Source organism: Clostridium sp. CTA-17 (assembly GCF_054767895.1).
The window spans coordinates 769462-786560 of sequence record NZ_BAAABF010000001.1 but is presented as its reverse complement, the minus strand read 5'-3'; the positions used below and the strand labels follow the sequence as shown (position 1 = coordinate 786560).

Annotated in this window: 17 protein-coding genes; 6 read left to right on the top strand and 11 right to left on the bottom strand. The window is 27.2% G+C overall.

The features are described 5' to 3' along the window. Positions 1-127: 127 nt before the first annotated feature. Complete coding sequence (locus ACYUCG_RS03395) at positions 128-1576, bottom strand: ABC transporter substrate-binding protein (protein ID WP_283681139.1); 1449 nt, start codon at positions 1574-1576, stop codon at positions 128-130. Between the two features lie 612 nt (positions 1577-2188). Between ACYUCG_RS03395 and crcB the strand changes: the two genes are divergently transcribed. Beyond that, positions 2189-2575: a fluoride efflux transporter CrcB gene (gene crcB / locus ACYUCG_RS03390; protein ID WP_139933256.1), complete on the top strand. Its 387-nt coding sequence runs from the start codon at positions 2189-2191 to the stop codon at positions 2573-2575. Between the two features lie 19 nt (positions 2576-2594). Next, on the top strand, positions 2595-2936 hold the full coding sequence (locus tag ACYUCG_RS03385; RefSeq protein WP_060796873.1) for a DUF190 domain-containing protein: 342 nt from the start codon (positions 2595-2597) through the stop codon (positions 2934-2936). Here the strand turns inward: ACYUCG_RS03385 and ACYUCG_RS03380 are convergent. Then, the gene (locus ACYUCG_RS03380) at positions 2933-4384 is read right to left on the bottom strand and encodes an ABC transporter substrate-binding protein (RefSeq protein ID WP_460268138.1); all 1452 of its coding nucleotides are present in this window, start codon (positions 4382-4384) and stop codon (positions 2933-2935) included. The two genes, ACYUCG_RS03385 and ACYUCG_RS03380, sit on opposite strands and share 4 nt — an antisense overlap. A gap of 174 nt (positions 4385-4558) precedes the next feature. Between ACYUCG_RS03380 and ACYUCG_RS03375 the strand changes: the two genes are divergently transcribed. Beyond that, positions 4559-5110, top strand: a complete 552-nt coding sequence (locus tag ACYUCG_RS03375; RefSeq protein ID WP_060796871.1) for a phosphatase PAP2 family protein — start codon at positions 4559-4561, stop codon at positions 5108-5110. Here ACYUCG_RS03375 and ACYUCG_RS03370 read toward each other — a convergent pair. Next, a complete protein-coding gene (locus tag ACYUCG_RS03370) occupies positions 5107-6189 on the bottom strand; it encodes a pyruvate kinase (protein WP_139933253.1) in 1083 nt (360 codons plus the stop codon). The genes ACYUCG_RS03375 and ACYUCG_RS03370 overlap by 4 nt on opposite strands. Positions 6190-6561: 372 nt before the next feature. Beyond that, on the bottom strand, positions 6562-7002 hold the full coding sequence (locus ACYUCG_RS03365; RefSeq protein WP_315631798.1) for a hypothetical protein: 441 nt from the start codon (positions 7000-7002) through the stop codon (positions 6562-6564). A gap of 114 nt (positions 7003-7116) precedes the next feature. Between ACYUCG_RS03365 and ACYUCG_RS03360 the strand changes: the two genes are divergently transcribed. After that, positions 7117-7587 (top strand): DUF4883 family protein, encoded by a 471-nt coding sequence (locus tag ACYUCG_RS03360; protein WP_136001505.1) that lies wholly within the window; start codon positions 7117-7119, stop codon positions 7585-7587. Between the two features lie 70 nt (positions 7588-7657). Here the strand turns inward: ACYUCG_RS03360 and folK are convergent, their stop codons facing one another. Genes folK through ACYUCG_RS03325 form a run of 7 tightly spaced genes read right to left on the bottom strand, consistent with a single transcriptional unit; the run spans position 7658 to position 13115 of the window. Then, the gene (gene folK / locus ACYUCG_RS03355) at positions 7658-8479 is read right to left on the bottom strand and encodes a 2-amino-4-hydroxy-6-hydroxymethyldihydropteridine diphosphokinase (RefSeq protein WP_283681081.1); all 822 of its coding nucleotides are present in this window, start codon (positions 8477-8479) and stop codon (positions 7658-7660) included. Positions 8480-8491: 12 nt separating this feature from the next. Then, a complete protein-coding gene (folP, locus tag ACYUCG_RS03350) occupies positions 8492-9301 on the bottom strand; it encodes a dihydropteroate synthase (protein ID WP_460268137.1) in 810 nt (269 codons plus the stop codon). A 12-nt stretch (positions 9302-9313) separates the two neighbouring features. Further along, complete coding sequence (locus ACYUCG_RS03345) at positions 9314-9787, bottom strand: HD domain-containing protein (RefSeq protein WP_460268136.1); 474 nt, start codon at positions 9785-9787, stop codon at positions 9314-9316. Positions 9788-9812: 25 nt separating this feature from the next. Beyond that, on the bottom strand, positions 9813-10370 hold the full coding sequence (gene folE / locus ACYUCG_RS03340; protein WP_060796744.1) for a GTP cyclohydrolase I FolE: 558 nt from the start codon (positions 10368-10370) through the stop codon (positions 9813-9815). A 14-nt stretch (positions 10371-10384) separates the two neighbouring features. After that, entirely contained in the window at positions 10385-11155 is a 771-nt protein-coding gene (locus ACYUCG_RS03335) for an aminotransferase class IV (RefSeq protein ID WP_460268135.1), read from the bottom strand. 17 nt (positions 11156-11172) lie between these two features. Continuing rightward, entirely contained in the window at positions 11173-12519 is a 1347-nt protein-coding gene (gene pabB, locus ACYUCG_RS03330) for an aminodeoxychorismate synthase component I (RefSeq protein ID WP_460268134.1), read from the bottom strand. A gap of 5 nt (positions 12520-12524) precedes the next feature. Next, the gene (locus ACYUCG_RS03325) at positions 12525-13115 is read right to left on the bottom strand and encodes an anthranilate synthase component II (RefSeq protein WP_124046445.1); all 591 of its coding nucleotides are present in this window, start codon (positions 13113-13115) and stop codon (positions 12525-12527) included. Positions 13116-13381: 266 nt separating this feature from the next. Here ACYUCG_RS03325 and ACYUCG_RS03320 point away from each other — a divergent pair, with 266 nt between their 5' ends. Together ACYUCG_RS03320 and ACYUCG_RS03315 are read left to right on the top strand one after the other, a co-directional pair. Then, the gene (locus ACYUCG_RS03320) at positions 13382-14224 is read left to right on the top strand and encodes a PHP domain-containing protein (protein ID WP_460268183.1); all 843 of its coding nucleotides are present in this window, start codon (positions 13382-13384) and stop codon (positions 14222-14224) included. Between the two features lie 204 nt (positions 14225-14428). After that, positions 14429-17065 (top strand): FAD-dependent oxidoreductase, encoded by a 2637-nt coding sequence (locus tag ACYUCG_RS03315; protein WP_460268133.1) that lies wholly within the window; start codon positions 14429-14431, stop codon positions 17063-17065. The last annotated feature ends 34 nt before the right edge of the window (positions 17066-17099 follow it).

Genomic DNA, 17099 nt, shown 5'->3' with positions numbered 1-17099 from the left:
CTTAATTAAATTTATTTTTTTAATATTTTACTTTGTTTTATAGTAGTTGATTTTAACTAAAATAGATTTAATTATTTAAAAACTAAAAAAGAGTGATTTTAAAACCACTCTTTTTATTTAAAATTTATTATTTATTAGAAGCTTTCCATTCATCTAATTGTTTTTGCATTTCAGTTTTTATATCATCTAATCCAGCTGAAGCTAACTTTTTATTTAAGTCATCTAATCCTTTTACTGGGTCTACTGAACCTGTGTATAAAGATCTTTCAAACTCTTGTAATACGTTATTAACTGCTGATATTTGAGTTGTAACTGGTTCTGTATTAAACTTAAATCCTAATATCTTTGAAGTCTTTGCGCCTTGATTGAACTCTTCAAAAGCATCCCATTTATCTTCTGGGTCAACATCTAAAACATAAGTATCAAATAAGTTTCCATAAGCCCAGCTTGTTACGCTGTAACTATTTTTCTCTGGTCTCTTAATTTGCTTATCATTAATCTTTTCGTAATGACTTCCTTCTAATCCAAACATTAACATATTTCTTAATGTAGAATCAGTATTTACTAAATTTATAAGTTCCATAGCCTTTTCTGGATTCTTAGATGTTGCTGATATAGCAGTCATAGCTCCAGTTGTTGAGTTATTTGTAACATATGCAGGAATTATTGGTGATGTTACAACCTCTCTACCTAAAGATTGTCCCCAACCATTTTCAGCATATGGTTGTCCATCAGCTTTCCATACAAATCTCTTAACTTCATTTTGCATATTATTAACTGCTGCATCTTGATTTATATATCCCTTTTCATAGTATTCTCTTAACTTAGTCATCATAGCTTTCATTTCTTCTGTCTCGTACATATTTTGTACAGTTAAAGTATCATCATTAAAGAATACTCCTAAAGGTCTCATTATTTCGTCAAACTCTAATGGAATTGAATCTCCTTGAGTGTAGAATGGAACAAAATCTGGTTCCTTCTCTTTTATGATTTGTAACCATGGTTCTAAATCTTCTACTGAATGTATGTCTTGATATGGAATGTCATATTTCTCAACAAGCTCCTTATCAAATACCCACATAGGTGCTAATGCTATTTCTTTTTGGTTTGGAACTGCGTATATTTTTCCATCAACCTCAGCACCCTTCCAAAGTCTTTCATCTATAACCCCTTTAAGATCTGCTCCTTGTTTATCTAATAAATCATTTAATTCAAGGAAAGCACCTTTTCTAGCATTTTCTAAGTATGGGAAAGCCCATGAACATGTAAATGCTAAATCATAATCTTCTCCTGAGTTAGCTAATACATTCATCTTTTGAGTATAATCACCAAAGTCAATATGTTTTATGTCTACAGTAGCATTTATTTTATCTTTTATATATTTATTTACTTCCTCTTCTACTAATTCTCCATCAGTTTGAGGTTGCCCTATTACATACCATACTAAGTTAACTGGTTCTTCACTTGCTGCTCCTCCCTCTGCTTTTTTGTCACTTGAGCCACATCCTGTAAGCATTACAGATGTAGTCATTACTCCTCCTAGAATTAATGCTAATAATTTTTTGTGTTTAAGCATTTTTTTTCCCCCTCATATTACTATTTTTACACCATTTAGATCCCTTAATTACAAAGTCTAAACAAACGTTTACAATAATTATATGCTTTATCAAATGTAATTAAAATTAATATGATAATCATATATTTTTTAGTGTTCTGTTTGAGAAGCTTTAAGTAAATTAAAGTTTCTATAGTTAATTTATAACATAACAATAAAAAAGTCAATATTTCCAAAAAGTTGTAAATATTCACCTCTAAGTGGCTATTTCATTGGCTTTCAAGAGTTTTTCATATTAAAATCTTTATATATATATTCTGTTAACTTTTTAAATAATTTAAAAAGTTTGAAATATTTGTAATAAAACTATTATCATTTGAATATTTTTATTCTTTATTTAATCATATATGATTAAAGTGGATAATATATTTTTAACCTTAAACTTTTAGTATTTTTACTTAATTTTCATTAGTTTTATAGATCAATATAATAAAACTCTAAATATCTTCTTTAAACTTTTTAATTGTATTTATTAGTATTTATATTTATTATTTTACTTTTTATTTAATATTTGTTAACATTATAAAAAAGTATATTTATATAGAATATTACTCATTTAAGGAGATGATTAAAATGCAAAAACTTTTACTTGCTTTAATAGTAGGACTCGGTGGATTTTTAGGTGCATCCTTGAGATATCTTATTTCAATTTTTGCAGCTAAAAATTTTGGAGGAAACTTTCCATATGGTACATTGCTTGCAAATATTTTAGGTGCTCTTTTAATAGGTTTCATTATGGAGTTCAGTATGGATAGTGCATTAATCTCATCTAATATGAAACTTTTTTTGACTACTGGCATTATGGGTGGTCTTACTACATTCTCTACTTTTTCCTATGAAACAGTTAGTATGTTAACTAATGGTAATATCACTTTAGGAATAGAAAATATAATATTAAACTTATGTTGTAGTTTATTGTTTGTTGTAATAGGGCAAAAACTTGCTAGAATATTATTTTAATTTTTAGGAGGATTATTTTATGAGAAATGAATTTAAAGGTAGCTTTTTAAAAATATTTATTGATGAATCTGATAAGTATAATGGTGAACCACTTTACTCAGAGATATTAAAAGTACTAAAAAAAGAAAATGTCTTGGGAGCAACTGTAATAAGAGGAATTGAAGGTTTAGATAGCCATCATAAGATACATTCTGATTTTATTGAAATACTTGCTAGAAACTTACCTATAGTAATAGAAGTTATTGAAAGTAAGGAAAAAATAAATAAATTAATAAAAATACTTGAGCCTATGATAGAAACTGGAACCATTACAGTTATAGATAACATTCAAGTAATATCTTTAAATAAAAAAACAGACTAAAAAGTCTGCTTTTTTATTTTCCAATCATTTAATTGTCTTTCTAATTCTTCCTTTACCTTATCTATTCCAGCACTTTCAAGCTTATTAATAAGCTTTGAAACATATTCATCTGTATCTACTAATCCAGTATATAAACTTCTTGTAAACTCTTCAAGGACAGCATTTACAGACTCTAATTCAACACTTACCTTACTAGTGTCAAACTTAAATCCCAAGGCTTGAGATACATGTGAATTATTATTAACTTCTTTAAATTTATCCCATTTATTTTCTGGTTCATCTTCTAATACGTATGTTATAAATAAATTTCCTAACGTGTAGTAATCAACCATATAATTTTTAGATTCTTCTAAAAGCCTAATTTTATTATTTGAAATCTTTTCATAGTGAACTCCTTCAATTCCATAATTAATAAGATTTCTTAAATACTTATCTGTATTTAAAAGATTTAAGAACTCCATAGCTTTTTCAGGGTTTTTTGAATTTTTTGATATGGCGATCATAGAACCATTTACTGATCCATTTGTAATATAACTTTCTAAAATTGGTGTAGCAACAACCTCTCCTCCACTTTTAATAGACCAAATTTTTTCAGCATAAGGCTGACCATCAGCTTTAGTTACAAATCTTTTAGTTGAAAAATCACCAGCATTCCCAATTTTAGTATTGGTATATCCAAGTTCCTTATATCTCCTCATAGTCTTTAAACTATTAATCATCTCTTCAGTTTTAAATATATTTACTACCTCAAAGTTATGACTTTCTAAATTTATTCCTAAAGCAGGGCTTAATTGATCCCAAATCATAGGAACTGAATAACTATCATCAACGTAAAAAGGAATTACCCCTTCTTCATTTTCTTTAATTAACTTTAACCAGGGTTCTAAATCTTCTAAAGTTTTTATATTCTTATATGGAATATTATATTTATCTACATATTCTTTAGAAAACACCCACATAGGCATATTAACTATCTCTTTTTGATTTGGAATAGCATATATGGCACCATCTATTTCTGCTCCCTCCCAAAACTTTTTATCAAGAGCTTTATAAACATCCTTTCCATAATCTTTAATTAAATTATTTAAATTAAGAAAATTCCCTTCCTTTGCGTTAGGATAATAATCATTAGCCCAAGAAGATGTGAATACAAGGTCAAAATTTTCTCCTTCTTTAGTTTTATTATTCATTACCTTTGTAAAATCAGCATAATCTACAAATCTAATATCAATAGTTGCATTTATTTTTTTAGTTAAATAGTTATTTATTTCACTTTCAACCCTATCCATATCAGCAGGTTCTATTCCAATAGTGTACCAAACCAGCTCTATATTTTCATTATTTAAACGTTTAATATAGTTTCCGTTTTTAATTATACTAAATATTATTAGAAATATCATAAGTAATGCACTTATAATAATTAAAAGAGATTTTTCTAATTTCCTCAATATTAGACCTCCTTTTTTTTTATTACATCTACATTATATTTTGTTTCTCCAATTCTTTAAATGAATATTTTTTATATAATATTACTTTTTTTTATAAACTTATTTACATACTTATAGTAGACTTATTAAAAATTTAGTAATAAAATATATTTACTACTTTCAGGAGGTGATAGGATGAATTTCATTCAAAATATAGATATCAATATACTTTATTTTATACAAAATAATATTCAAAATAAGTTTCTTAATCCAATAATGATTTTTTTCACTTCATTAGGTAATTTAGGATTTATATGGATTGCCATAAGTATTTTACTTATAATATCAAAAAAATATAGAAAAATAGGGTTATTAACCTTAGCTGTTTTAATTGTTAACACTATACTTGGTGAAGGAATTCTTAAACATATTATAGAAAGATCTAGACCCTTTGCTACATATGAAGGTTTGCATATAATTATACCTAAACCAAGTAGTTATTCTATGCCCTCTGGCCATACTTCTGCATCCTTCGCAGCAGCATTTATGTTAGCTTATTATTTTAAAAATATAAGAATATATATATATTCATTAGCTTCCCTAATAGCTTTTTCTAGAATATACTTGCTAGTTCATTATCCAAGTGATGTATTAACAGGTATTTTACTAGGATATTTAAGCTTTTTAATAGTAAGAAAATCTTATAGTCTTATAAAAAACAAAGAAGATCAAAGAAAGTCTTTTTAGACTCTCTTTGATCTCTTTTTTATTTTTGATAATACTCTTTCATAATATTTTATACTATTTTTTAAAGTTGTAACAACATATTCTTCATTTGCTCCAGTGCTAGTTTCTCCAGTAAGCATAAACCCTGTAACACCACACCTAATAAAATGATATATATCATTTAATTCATTTATTGTAGGTTTATTTTGTTTATTCCTAATAGATGAAAGTACATTTGTGGCTACTATTATTGATTTATTCTCATTTTTTAAAGCATATAATATTTTTTCTTGCACTATAGGAACATTTAATATTCCAATTTCTGCTGTTAGATCTCCTCTTGCTATAACTATTCCATCTAATTCCTTAGCAACTTCTTTAATATTATTTATTCCTTCATTAGTTTCAATTTTCCCCCACAATTTAGGAATAACTTGATTCGACTTTAAATTTCTAAAAACAATATTTTTAAACTCTCTACATTCTTCCATATAAGAACAATAAGAATAATCTATAATATCTACTTTATTATCTATGGCAAATTTAATATCTTCTAAATCCTTTTCGCTTACCCCCCAATTTTTCCTATCTAAATTCGGAAGATTACATCCCTTTTCTTTTCTAACTACACCGCCTAATTTAACCTTAGTCTTTATTAATCCATTATTATTGCTTATTACTATGAATTCCATAGTGGCATCTTTCATATATATCTTTTTAAATTTATTGTTATATATAAACTTATTTTTTATATTTAAAGGTATAAGCTTATTTCTATCAATATTCTTAAGATAAATATCATAAGTTTCTTCTGAACAAAAATAAACTAAATCACCTGCATTAACCTTAAATGTTCCATATATATTATTAGCTACCCTAATCTTATTTCCCTGTAAGTCTAAAAGAACTTTTACATCCTTATGATTGCTTCTTATGTAATCTATACAACATTCTACATCTCTATGCTTGCCATGAGATAGATTCATCCTAATTATATTGCCTCCACCTTTTACTATGTTATCTATTTTATTGAAGATTTCATTTTTACTCTGTTCACTTTTGCTTATAAACCTTGTATTTATACTGCCTATAATATCCATAACTTCCCCCATAAATATTGCTACTCATTGATTTATATGCATAATAAGCTTTAAATATTATTTATATATCTTATCAATTAAAAATGCTTAACATAATAATATTTGTTACTACTAATTTTATTCCTTAAAATACTGATTATAATATTAGTATTTTAGAGAATAAAAATTTTTATAGAGAAACCTCCAAATTAAAAGAAGTTATATCAAAAAACTATAAACTCTATGTTTAAGTCTTGATAAAACTTCTTTAAAATAAGGCTATATTTAAACTACTGTTGATTTTTTAAGTATATATCTTCAAATCAATATTAAATTAAAACAGAGCCTAAAGTAAAATCTTAATACTTAAACATCTTAATTAAAGAAATAAGATTAGCTTACTTCATTAATTATTCTATATAGTGCATCTGCTAATTTTTCTTTATTTATACTTTCCACTTCAGTATCACTTATATTTATAATTAAGCATAAAGAGTCTAAATTTTTTACTAAATATAATCCTTTTCCACTTTTAATACTTATCTGTGAAAGGCCTATATAATCAACCATATCTTCTAAGTTTAAGGATACAACACGCCTAAGAATTTGATCATCACCTAAGATTTCTATTCTCTTATCTTCTCCTATGCTCTTAGTTATTCTTATAAATATATCTGCCTTTGTATTATTAGATAATAACACTTTTTTAAAAAAACTTTCTCCTAAGCAACATTCTTCATTAAAACAATCTATGGTAAGATTTTCATCTTCCTTTAATTTTTTTATTAACACTTTTCTTAAATAGGAGTCATTTATATCTAATGCATATTTCACTATAAATCACCTCCTTAATTCTAAGGACAATTGTAATATATATTATTCATTTTCTAAAAAAAAGTTCTACTAAAAACATAAGTTTCATAAATTAAACTGAAGGAGGTGATAAATTTGATAAAAAAAATTACTAAAATATTTTTAATAACCTTATGTTTTTCTCTTCTTTTAATTTCATGTTCTAAAATTAATATTCCTTCTAAGGAAAAACCTTCTTTAAACTATCACACTAAAAATTTAAGTGAACTAGTTTCTAAGAATAATATAAAAATCAGATTATTAGATATGAATATTTATAGTGAAGTAATTGTTGATAATGAAGATGTAAGAATTATTGATGACTTATTAAAAAGCCTAAAAGATTCTAACTTTATAAATGAGGAACCTTTACCTAATAAACCTTTATATAAAATTTTTATTGATTTAAATAGTGAAAAGTATGTAATAGATATTTATGGAGATGATTTAATAACTCTTTATCCTTGGGATAGTGATGTAAGCAAGGATTACTTAAGTTTAAAAGATATTCCTAATTCCTTTAAATTAGAACCATTCTGCCAATATGTGTTTAATAAAAAACAATAAAAAAAGATATAGTATTTAGTAGTGATTTATACTAAATTCTATATCTTTATTAATAATAGATTGTTTATATTTATTTGTTTTTATTTAATTCTTCTAAAAGTTCAAATACACGCTTTCTATATAAGGGATGAATCTTATAAGGAGCAATTTCATTTAATGGCTCTAAAACAAAACTTCTTTCATGCATTCTTGGATGTGGAAGTATAATCTCTTCATCTTCACTTATTAAATCATTAAAAAATATTATATCTAAATCTATTGTTCTAGGACCCCACTTAATCTTTCTCTCTCTTTTAAGCTTTTGCTCTACACTTAATAAAAACTTTATTAATTCCTTTGGGCTTAAAAGAGTTTTTATTTTACAAGCACCATTTAAAAATTCATCCTGCTCAGTATATCCCCAAGGTTCTGTCTCAATTAAATTAGATCTTTTTATAATTTCAGTATGATAAGCCTTATTTATTTCATTTAAAGCTTCTTCTATATAATATTTTTTATCTCCTATATTAGACCCATATGAAAGGTATGCCTCATTCCATCCTCTCTCTATTTCTATAGATACAGTATCTAAACTTCTTAATATAGGTGCCCATGGTTTCTTTAAAGAAACTTTCACTTTTTTTACAAGAGGGTATTCTAATAATATAAACTCACATAATTTTTCTGCTGCAGTTTCTATTAAATCATAGCTTTGCTTTTTAAACTCTTCTTCAACCTTATGTGCAAGTTCTCCATAATGAACAGATTTACTTAAATCTCCAGTAACTCCAGCCTCTCTAGTATCTAAGAAAAGTTCTATGCTTAAAACAAATTTTTGTCCAAGTCTCTTCTCCTCTTCAAAGACTCCATGATTACCAAAAACCTCAAAATCTTTAATAATAATTTTATCCATGAAATCTAACTCCTATCTTCTTACCATAGCATCAGTCATAAGGGCATTTCTCTTATTTTCTAAAACATCATGAACTCTTACAAATTCACACCCTTTAATTATTCCAAGAGTAGTTGTAGCTAAAGTCCCTTCTAATCTTTCATCTGTTGGAAGATTTAAAGTATTACCTATTACTGATTTTCTTGATGTTCCTAATAAAACTGGATAGTCCATATTGCAGAACTCATCTAATCTATTTAATACTTCTAAGTTTTGCTCATAATCCTTTGCAAAACCTATACCTGGGTCTAAAATTATATTTTCTTTCTTAACTCCAGCATCTAGGGCTATCTTTATACATTCTTCCATATCAAATTTCATAGTTTCTATGATGTCATCACCATATTCATTATCATTTCTATTATGCATTATGCAACAGGGTACTCCATATTTAGCAGCCACAGTAGCCATATATTTATCCTTTTTAAAGCCCCATACATCATTTATTAAGTCTGCACCTGCTTTTATAGCTTCCTCTGCCACTCTTCCCTTATATGTATCAACTGATATAGGTATATCAAATTTTTCTCTTAAGGCTTTTATTACAGGTACTACTCTATTTAATTCCTCTTCTTCACCAACTGGTGTATGAGTTGGTCTTGTTGACTCTCCTCCAATATCTATTATGTCAACACCATCTCTAATCATCTTCTCAGCTCTCTTTAATGCTAACTCAATATCATTATATTTTCCACCATCTGAAAATGAATCAGGAGTCACATTTAAAATTCCCATTATGTATGTTCTTTTTCCTATTTCAAACTCTTTATTTCCTATTTTCACAAAAGTTCCCCCTTAAATAATTATGTCTAAATTCTTTTTTTCTTTGCTCCACTTACAAAGTTTTTCAGCATTACATAAAAAACAGCTTCTTGATTTTTTATCAGCTAAGTAAATAATTTTATCTAATCCTTCTGCTTCACTATTTCTGTGATTTAAAATTCCACTTAAAATAATCTCTATTTCCTCTTTATTAAAATCACATTCCTTTAAAATATCCAAACTCAATTTATAAGAAGCCTTATTATGTTTTTCTCCACCTTCATATTCTACCCATCGTCCTATATCATGGAGAAGTCCTATTGCATATATAACTTCCTTAGATACATTTATTTTTTCCTCTAAGACCATTATGTAGGCAATTCTTGATACATCTAAAAAATGCTCTAAGTTATGTTTGCAAAAAATCCTATCTTTTTCACAGAAAGAATTCTTATTTAAATAGTCTTTATACTTACTATTATTAAGTATCTTATTTATTCTCTCCATAATAAACACCTCAAAGAATTAAGATTTACATAGAAATCATTCTAAAAACATCATTTTTTAAGCTTTCATCTTCTAAGAACTTTCCTCTATAAGTTGTTGTTACTGTTTTTGCACCTGGTTTTCTAACTCCTCTCATAGTCATACACATATGTTCACCTTCTACAACTACCATTACACCTTGTGCATCTAAGTATTCCATTATAGAATCAGCTATTTCCTTTGTAAGCCTTTCTTGAAGTTGTGGTTTTTTTGAATAAACCTCAACACATCTAGCAAGTTTAGATAAACCTACAACTCTTCCATTTGGTATATATGCTATATGAACTTTTCCATAGAAAGGAACTAAATGATGCTCACACATAGAATAGAAAGTTATATCCTTTTCTAAAACAAGATCATTGCTATCAACTTCAAAAGTTTTACTTAAATGCTCCTTTGCATTCATTCCTATTCCTGAAAATATTTCTTCATACATTCTTGCAATTCTATCTGGAGTTTCTATTAATCCCTCTCTATTAACATCTTCTCCTATTGCTTCAAGTATTAATTTCATTCCTTCTTTTATCTTATCTTTATCGATCATTTTGCCCTCCATATTTAAAAGCTTATAATAGAATTGTCATATTTACTTTTTATTTCTTCTATTAAGTCTTTTTCCCCAAAAAATTTATCTTCAAATTGACTTACTCTCATTATTCCAAGAAGGGAATTACTTATAAAAACCCCTTCACTATTTCTTAAGTCTTCTATATTATAACACCCTTCTTCAATTTGAAAATTATTCTTTATCCATCCTCTAATTATTCCATCTAAAAGACCACAACTTACCTTTGGAGTACATATCTTATTATTCTTAATAAAATATATATTACTAGTAGCCCCTTCTGTTAGCTCTCCTCTTTCATTTAAAAATATCACTTCATCAAAGCCTTCATCTTTAGCCTTTTCCTTTTCCATAATATTTTCAATATAGCAAGTGCTCTTTAAATAAGTTAATTTAGAGGTGCTATTTCTTCTTACTTCACTAAGCTTTAGAGAAAATCCTCTATTGTAATCTTCTATGCCATAAGGAATATCTCTAGTTGAATAAATTATATTTTTTTCAGTAAGAGTTATCTTTAAAGCTTTATTTCTTATTTTTTCATTTTTAATAAACTCTCTTAATTCCTCTTCATTAATATTAAAAGGAATATTTAAATTTAAGCATCCATGTTTTAGTCTTTCTAGATGTTCCTTTAAAAACACTCCATTATTTAATACAAGTATAGTTTCAAAAATTCCCCGTCCAAAAAAAACAGAAGAATCTATGGTAAGTGAACATTTTTCAACCATACTATAACCTTTTTTATTTTCTCCTATATAAATCACTTTATATCACAACCTAATTATAATACTCTCATTAAAGCCTTTGCCTTATCTAAAGTTTCCTCATATTCCATCGCTTCTTCTGATTCAATAGTTATGCCTCCACCTACTCCAAAATAAGCCTTATTATCTTTTGTTAATATAGTTCTTATTACTATATTAAAATCACAATTCCCTCTTAAATCAAAATAACCTATGGCCCCAGTATAAATTCCTCTTCTAAGTCCTTCTAGTTCCTCTATTATCTCCATACTTCTTATTTTAGGAGCACCTGTTATAGAACCTCCTGGAAAACATTCTCTTATACATTTTACAGAACTAACATCTTCATTTAGTTCTCCTATAACTGTGGAAACTAAGTGAAATACTGTAGCATATTCCTCTAATTTAAATAATTCTGTAACCTTCACAGAAAAAGGTTTGCATACCTTACTTAAGTCATTTCTCTCTAAATCAACAATCATTAAAAGCTCTGACTTATCCTTTTCACTATTTAAAAGTTCTTTTTTATTCTTTTCATCTTCTAATTTATCTTTTCCTCTTGGTCTTGTGCCTTTAATTGGTCTTGTTTCAACCTTATTATTAAACACCTTTAAAAACCTCTCAGGAGAAGAACTTATAATTTGAAAACCATCTAAATTTAAATAACAGGAAAAAGGGGCTTTATTTATACTTCTTAAACTTATATATGTATCAAAGGAATCAGAATTAAAATCACAGGAAAATCTCTGTGTTAGGTTTGCAATATATGTATGCCCTTCTTTTATGTACTCTTTAACCTTTTTTACTGAATTTATATATTCTTCTCTTGAAAAATTTGAAGTAAACTCAGTATTTTTATCTAAACTTATATTTAAATTTATATCCTGTTTTCTTATTCTTTTATAAATCTTAGATATACTTTTTTCTGACTCTTCCTTAATTCCTAGAGCTGTTATATATGTTTTTTTATTTCTCAAATCAAATATTATTACATTATCATAAAATAAAAAATAACTATCTGGAATACACACATCATCCTTAGCACTTTTAGGCATATCTTCAATAATTCTTCCTATATCATAAGAAAAATACCCCATAGCTCCTCCTAAAAAAGGTATCTCACTATGATAATTTATTTTGTATTCTAAAATAAGCTCTTCTAATTTTTCAAAAGGATCTCCTAAGATTAGTTTTTCATCTATAAAAATCTCATTTCCCTTAGAGCTAAACTTTTTAAAAGGATTTAATCCTATAAATGAATATAAAGAAAATTCGCTATCTTCCTTTGAACTATCTAAAAATATACTATTTATTTCATCTTTAAATAAAGAATATACCTCATGTGGTTCAAGCTTATTTTCTATTTCCTTAATTTCAAAATTCAAATTACTCACCTTTCTATAATCTTAAATTTCCTAGCATTATCAATAAAATTTTTAAGCATTTCATGGCCATATTCAGTTAAAACAGCCTCTGGATGAAACTGTACTCCTTCTATATTGTACCTTTTATGCCTTATGCCCATAACTACCCCATCATCACTTAAGGCAGTTATCTCTAAATCTTTCCCTAAGGAATTTCTATCAACTACTAAAGAATGATATCTAGTTACATTTATATTATTTTTGATTCCCTTAAAAATCCCTTTTCCGTCATGAGTTATTTTGCTCACTTTTCCATGGACTGGGAAATCCCCTTTTTTTATTTTGCTTCCAAAAGAATATCCAATACATTGGTGACCAAGACATACACCTAAAATAGGAATCTTTCCTTTAAATTCCTCTATAATATTTAAACATTCTTTCATATCCTTAGGTGCCTTAGGTCCTGGAGATATTATTATTCCCTCTGGATTCAATCTTTTTATTTCTTCTATAGTTATTTTATCATTCCTCTTTATCTTTACATCCTCATTTAATTCCTTAAAATACCTAAGCAAATTAAACACGAAGGAATCATAGTTATCTATCATTAAAAACATTAATTCACCTCTAAAATATTTAGTTTAAAATCATTATATCAAAAACACCTAAAAAAAAATATGAATTTTATACCATTTATATATTTGAATCTTCTAATTAATAATCTTAAGTATTGTTATTACTTAATTTAAAGTTAAAAATTAATTTATTTTATTCTCATTTATGTGTTAAAATATTTATACTACAAATTTTTTAAAATTAACAATATTATTCAAATAATTATTATACATACATTGATTTTTTCAGTTTTAAAGGAGGGTTTACTATTAATATTAATGCAGAATTTCATTGTCACTCATTAGCTTCTGACGGAACACTATCTCCAAAAGAGGTAATTGCTGAAGCTAAAAAATCAGGTATATCCTTAATAGCTTTAACAGATCATGATATAACTTCTGGCCTTGATGAAGCAAAAGAAGCCGCAAAAGAACTAGATATTCAATTTATTCCTGGAATAGAACTTAGTTGTGAGCATAAGGGGTCTACAGTTCATGTACTAGGATATTTTAGAGATGATTCTTATAAATCCGAAGATTTTCAAAACTTTTTGAAGGAATTAAAAGATTCTAGAATAGGTAGAGCAAAAAAAATCGTAGCTAATTTAGAAAAATATTTTAATATCAAACTTGATTATAAAGATGTCTTAGCAAAGGGAAAAGGTGTTGTTGCTAGACCTCATATAGCTCAATGCATAATAGAAGCTGGTTATCCTTATGATTGGGAATATATATTTGATAACTTCATAGGAAATGATAGCCCAGCTTATGTTCCTAACAAAAAAATCTCTGTAGAAGAAGGAATAAATATATTAAAAGCTAATAATGCTATAACAGTTCTTGCTCATCCAAAGCTTATAAAAAGAGTTCCAGTACAGGAAGTTATGGAATTTCCTTTCGATGGTATAGAAGCTATTTACTATCAAAATACTAAAAAAGATACTGACTTCTTTATTTCATATGCTGTTCATCATGATCTTCTTATAACATGTGGTTCAGATTTTCATGGAGATCATGAAGGAGATGAAAGACATGGTCATGTTGGATGCATGAGCATGCCAAAGGAATACCTTGAAAAATTTCTTGAAAAATATAATTGTAATAAAAAATAATATTAATGATTAAAATAATGGTAATATGGTTTAACTGCCAAATTACCATTATTTTTTTATAATCTTAAATAATTTAATATTTTATTAAAAAAAGTATTTACATTTCAATGAAAAAGAATATAATTTAATTGTAGGTATTAATTAATAATTAATATTAGTTGATTTTGATTGTTACAATTTTAACATATATTAGGTGGTGTTTTTATGAATTATTTAGAAGTAAAAAAAGATATTTATTGGGTTGGATCTCTAGATCCTGAATTAAGAGTTTTTGATATTATTATGTACACTCCTTACGGAACTACTTATAACTCATATGTTGTTAAAGGTAGTGAAAAAATAGCTGTATTTGAAACAGTAAAAGAAAAATGTTTTGATGATTACCTATCAAAACTTAATAGCTTAGGTGTTGATCCTAAATCAATAGATTACATAGTTGTTGATCATACAGAGCCTGATCATGCTGGATCTGTTGAAAAATTACTTGAATTATCTCCTAAAGCTAAAGTTATAGGTTCAATGCAAGCTATAGAATTCTTAAAAGATATAGTTAATAAAGATTTTGAATATATAGTTGTTGGAGACAATGACACAATTTCATTAGGAAACAAAACATTACAATTTATCTCTGCACCATTTTTACATTGGCCAGATTCAATGTACACTTATATCCCAGAGGATAAAGCTTTAATAACTTGTGACTCTTTTGGAAGTCACTACTCTTGCGAAGAAGTGTTTAATGACTTAATTCCTAATGAAGAAGAATATTTAGATGCCTTAAGATACTACTATGATTGTATCTTTGGACCATACAAACCATATGTTTTAAAAGCTATAGATAAGATTAAAGATTTAGATATAGAACTTGTATGCCCAGGTCATGGTCCTATTCTTAGACAAGATCCTTGGAAGATAATAAATACTTATAAAGAATGGAGTACTCCAGTAGAGCCTAAAATAAATGGAGATAAGAAAGTTACTATTCCTTATGTATCAGCTTATGGCTATACTAAAGAATTAGCTGAAGAAATAGCTAAGGGAATACAATCTGAACACAATGTTGAAGTTAAATTATATGATTTAACTTATAGCAAGCAAGAAGATGTATTAGCTGACATAGGAGAATCAGACGGTATATTATTTGGATCACCAACAATAGTTGGAGAATTATTACCTCCTATTAGAATTCTTTTAGCTAACTTAAACCCTATTATTCATGGAGGAAAATATGCTGCAGCCTTTGGTTCATTTGGTTGGAGTGGTGAAGCTGTTCCAAGAATAGAAGCTAGATTAAAAGAATTAAAAATGAATATATTTGGACCTGGTTTAAGAATTAAGTTTAAACCATCAACAACTGAATTAAAAGAAGCTTTTGAATTTGGTAGAGATTTCTCAAGAACTATGTTTGGAGAAAAGGAACTTGATTATGCTCCAAATAATGCTACAGAAACTAAAGAAGTATTAACTGGAAATGGTAAAACAAGATACTGGAAATGCTTAGTTTGTGGTGAAATATTCGAAAGTCCAGTATGCCCTGAAGTTTGCCCTGTTTGTGGCGCTGGAAAAGAACAATTTATAGAAGTGGAAATGGATACTTTTGAAAAGAATGATACTGATGATAACTTCGTTATTATAGGTAATGGAGCTGCTGGATTCTACGCTGCTAAAACAATAAGAGAAATAAACAGTACAGCTTCTGTTAAATTACTTTCAAGTGAAGAAGTATCTTCTTACTCAAGACCAAATCTTTCAGATCTTTTAAATGAAGAAATGAATTTAGATACTTTCTACTTAGCTAAATCTTCTTGGTACAAAGAAAATAATATAGAAGAATTACTAGGAGTTACTGTTACTTCTATAGATAAAGATACTAAAAAAGTAATTTTAAAAGATGGTACTGAAATACCATATACTAAACTTATATTAGCTAATGGTAGCCATAACTTTATTCCACCATTTAAAGTTAAAAATAATAATGAAGAAGTTACTTTAAATTGTGAAAATATTCATGAGTTTAAAGGTATCTACTCTATTAAAGATTTAAAAGATACTTTTGATGTTAAAGAAGAAATGAAAGAAGCTAAGAAGGCTGTTGTTATAGGTGCTGGTCCTCTTGGATTAGAAGCAGCTTGGGAAATGAAACTTGCTGGATTAGATGTTACAGTAGTTGAATTCTTACCAAACCTTATGAATAACCAATTAGATCAAGAAGGTGCTGATATCTTTAGAAACCAAGTTTCTAATTGTGGAATAACATTCATAACATCAGAGGAATGTACTGAAATAATAACTAAAGATGGCAAATTAACTTCTTTAAACTTAAAGAGCGGAAAAACTTTAGATGCTGATATTCTTCTAGTTTCAACAGGTATTAGAAGTAATATAGAATTAGCTAAAGAAACTGGAATTGAATGCAATAGAGGTGTTATTGTTAATGAGAGAATGGAAACAAGTGTTAAAGACATATATGCTTGTGGAGATGTAGCTGAATTTAATGGTCTTGTTTACGGAAATTGGCCTGCAGCTATAGAAATGGGTAAAACTGCTGGTGCAAATGTAACTGGCGCAGAAAAAGCATTTGAAAACTTTACACCATCTATAATATTAGATGCTTTAAATACTCATGTATTCTCAGCTGGTTTAATAAGATTTAATGATTCTTCTTATGAAAAAATAAGTTCTAAAGATGAATCAAAAGGTCAATATACTAAACTATTCTTCAAAGACAACATCTTAGTTGGAGGAATTATAGTTGGTGATATTTCTAAGGCAGGACAAATAATAATAGCAATAGATAATAAACTATCTAAAGCAGCTGCTTTATCAAATGACTTACTATAATAAACAAAAAGGGATATTAGTTTTACTAATATCC

Bases quoted from the DNA above. Each gene is read 5' to 3' on its own strand.
- ACYUCG_RS03395 (WP_283681139.1), bottom strand. From the start codon at position 1,576: ATGCTTAAACACAAAAAATTATTAGCATTAATTCTAGGAGGAGTAATG.
- crcB (WP_139933256.1), top strand. From the start codon at position 2,189: ATGCAAAAACTTTTACTTGCTTTAATAGTAGGACTCGGTGGATTTTTA.
- ACYUCG_RS03385 (WP_060796873.1), top strand. From the start codon at position 2,595: ATGAGAAATGAATTTAAAGGTAGCTTTTTAAAAATATTTATTGATGAA.
- ACYUCG_RS03375 (WP_060796871.1), top strand. From the start codon at position 4,559: ATGAATTTCATTCAAAATATAGATATCAATATACTTTATTTTATACAA.
- ACYUCG_RS03370 (WP_139933253.1), bottom strand. From the start codon at position 6,189: ATGGATATTATAGGCAGTATAAATACAAGGTTTATAAGCAAAAGTGAA.
- folK (WP_283681081.1), bottom strand. From the start codon at position 8,479: ATGGATAAAATTATTATTAAAGATTTTGAGGTTTTTGGTAATCATGGA.
- ACYUCG_RS03345 (WP_460268136.1), bottom strand. From the start codon at position 9,787: ATGGAGAGAATAAATAAGATACTTAATAATAGTAAGTATAAAGACTAT.
- folE (WP_060796744.1), bottom strand. From the start codon at position 10,370: ATGATCGATAAAGATAAGATAAAAGAAGGAATGAAATTAATACTTGAA.
- ACYUCG_RS03325 (WP_124046445.1), bottom strand. From the start codon at position 13,115: ATGTTTTTAATGATAGATAACTATGATTCCTTCGTGTTTAATTTGCTT.
- ACYUCG_RS03315 (WP_460268133.1), top strand. From the start codon at position 14,429: ATGAATTATTTAGAAGTAAAAAAAGATATTTATTGGGTTGGATCTCTA.